Origin of the sequence: Streptomyces sp. NPDC060198 (assembly GCF_042728415.1) — a bacterium.
Lineage (GTDB): Bacteria > Actinomycetota > Actinomycetes > Streptomycetales > Streptomycetaceae > Streptomyces.
Map to the genome: position 1 here is coordinate 1 of NZ_JBHWZJ010000606.1, position 2,560 is coordinate 2,560.

The following is a 2,560-nucleotide window of genomic DNA, read 5'->3' on the forward strand; positions in this document are numbered from 1 at the left end:
GGCCACTGTCGTTTCCGCAGCCCTGGCGGGCGCCGGGTCAGCCGCCGATCGGGAGGCCGTTCGCGGTCAGACCCTTGGTCGGCAGTCCGCCGAGCAGCTGGGTGACGGGCTTGGCGGCATCGGTGGCCTTGCCGCCGAGGAGGCTGCCGGTGGTCTCCTTGACCGGGAGGGTCGACGCGGTCTGGCCGAGGTTGGCCAGCGCGTCGGTGGAGATGGGCAGGGAGGAGCCCGCGTCGAGCGGGAGCGCCGGGGCAGCGGACGCGCTGCCGGCTGCGGCAGCGGCGAAAGCGGCACCGAGAGCGGCGACACCGAGGATGCGGGCGGAGGAGAGCTTCATGACATTCATCCTTGGGGAAAGGGGATGCGAGCGGCTCTGCAAACTAGTCACCCCGCTCCCCGCTCCGCAAATGGCGCGACACGCGGAAAAGGCCCGGGAAATGTTTTCCCCGGCCCTTTCGGAACATGCGTGTTCAGCCCTGTTCGAGTGAGGAAACGCTGGTCGCGGCGGTCTGACTGAACAGCCATGCGGACTTCAGTTCGGCGTATCCCGGCTTGACCACGTCGTTGATCATCGCGAGACGTTCATCGAAAGGAATGAATGCTGATTTCATCGCATTGACGGTGAACCACTGCATGTCATCGAGCGTGTATCCGAACGTTTCGGTCAGTCGCTCGAATTCCTGGCTCATACTGGTCCCGCTCATCAAGCGGTTGTCGGTATTGACCGTGACGCGGAAGTGCAGGGTACGCAGCAGACCGATCGGGTGCTCCGCGTAGGAGGGGGCGGCGCCGGTCTGGAGGTTCGAGGTGGGGCACAGCTCCAGCGGGATGCGCTTGTCGCGTACGTAGCCGGCGAGGCGGCCGAGCTTGACCGTGCCGTCCTCGGCGACCTCGATGTCGTCGATGATCCGGACCCCGTGGCCGAGCCGGTCGGCGCCGCACCACTGGAGGGCCTGCCAGATCGACGGGAGGCCGAACGCCTCGCCGGCGTGGATGGTGAAGTGGTTGTTCTCCCGCTTGAGGTACTCGAAGGCGTCCAGATGGCGGGTGGGAGGGAAACCGGCCTCGGCGCCCGCGATGTCGAAGCCCACGACCCCGGAGTCCCGGTAGCGGTTGGCGAGTTCGGCGATCTCCAGTGAGCGGGCGGCATGCCGCATGGCGGTGAGCAGCGCGCCGACGCGGATGCGCCGGCCGGCCTCGCGCGCCAGCCGCTCCCCTTCGCGGAAGCCGTCGTTGACCGCCTCCACGACCTCTTCGAGGGTGAGACCGGCGGTCAGGTGCTGCTCGGGGGCGTACCGGACCTCGGCGTAGACGACGCCGTCCTCGGCGAGGTCCTGGGCGCACTCGGAGGCGACCCGGTGGAGCGCCTCGCGGGTCTGCATGACGGCGCAGGTGTGGGCGAAGGTCTCCAGGTAGCGCTCCAGCGAGCCGGAGTCGGCGGCCTCGCGGAACCACACGCCCAGCTTGCCCGGGTCGGTCTCGGGGAGGTCCTCGTACCCCTGCGCCAGGGCGAGTTCGACGATGGTGCCGGGGCGCAGCCCCCCGTCGAGGTGGTCGTGGAGGAGCACCTTCGGGGCGCGGCGGATCTGTTCGGCGTCGGGAACGTCCCGGAGCTGGCTCGTCATCTGCGCACTCTAACGCCTACGCGCGTAGATCACCGAGTGAAGATACGTAACAGAGACCGTGCGGACAGGTGGAGTACACCCGCGCTTCTGAGAATGTTCTGTCATGGCAACGCGCGCGCTTCCCACGCCCACCGCCCGGCTCGGACGGACCGTCCGGGCCGCGGGACCTTCCTCGGAGGTCGGCGGTGTCGTCCTGCTGCTTCCGGACGGAGCCGTCGAATCCCACCGCCGGCCCTCCCCCTTCACCTACGCGGGCCAACTCCCTTTCGCCCGCGCCCTGGCGAGAGCCGGTCGCGAGGACGGGCTGACGGCGCACGTCCTGCACTACCGCCACCGCGGCTGGAACGCCCAGGACGCCGACCCCGCGGCGGACGCCGAGTGGGCGGCGGACGAGGTGGTGCGCCGCTACGGCGACGTGCCCATCTGCCTCGTCGGCCACGGCATGGGCGGCCGGGCGGCCCTGCGCGCGGCCGGACACCCCGCGGTCTCCGCGGTACTGGCGATGGCCCCCTGGCTGCCGGGGCGGGCCGGAGCCCCGGCGCGTACCGGACCGGAGACGGCCGCCGAGCCGGTGAAGCAGCTCGCGGGGCGCCGGGTGCTCATCGTGCACGGCACCAACGACTCGCACACCGACCCCGAACTCTCCTTCCGGCTGGCCTCCCGCGCCAAGAAGGCCAACCGCGACATCTGCCGCTTCGAGGTCCACTCGGACGGCCACGCGCTCCGTCAGCACCGGGCCGAAGTGGTGGCGCTGGCATCCGACTTCGTCCAGGGCTCGCTCTTCGCCCGCTCCTACGCCCGGCCGGTCGCCGACGCGCTGGCCGCGCCGCCGCCGCTCGGGCTGCGGATGCCGCTGGCCGCCGGCTTCGGGCAGTCGCTGAAGCACTGAGGCGGGTCGCGGAACCCGGCGGGGCGGCACCCGCGATCGTCGCGGG

The 2,560-nt window shown here is 70.8% G+C and carries 3 protein-coding genes; 1 reads left to right on the forward strand and 2 read right to left on the reverse strand.

Going from position 1 to position 2,560, the window contains the following annotated elements:
• Window positions 1-37: 37 nt before the first annotated feature.
• Together ACFWEP_RS34005 and ACFWEP_RS34010 are read right to left on the reverse strand one after the other, a co-directional pair.
• The gene (locus ACFWEP_RS34005) at window positions 38-337 is read right to left on the reverse strand and encodes a hypothetical protein (protein ID WP_328719738.1); all 300 of its coding nucleotides are present in this window, start codon (window positions 335-337) and stop codon (window positions 38-40) included.
• Between the two features lie 133 nt (window positions 338-470).
• Entirely contained in the window at window positions 471-1,625 is a 1,155-nt protein-coding gene (locus ACFWEP_RS34010; RefSeq protein ID WP_387376074.1) for an adenosine deaminase, read from the reverse strand.
• Between the two features lie 103 nt (window positions 1,626-1,728).
• Here ACFWEP_RS34010 and ACFWEP_RS34015 point away from each other — a divergent pair, with 103 nt between their 5' ends.
• Window positions 1,729-2,514: an alpha/beta hydrolase gene (locus ACFWEP_RS34015; RefSeq protein ID WP_387376076.1), complete on the forward strand. Its 786-nt coding sequence runs from the start codon at window positions 1,729-1,731 to the stop codon at window positions 2,512-2,514.
• Window positions 2,515-2,560: the final 46 nt, after the last annotated feature.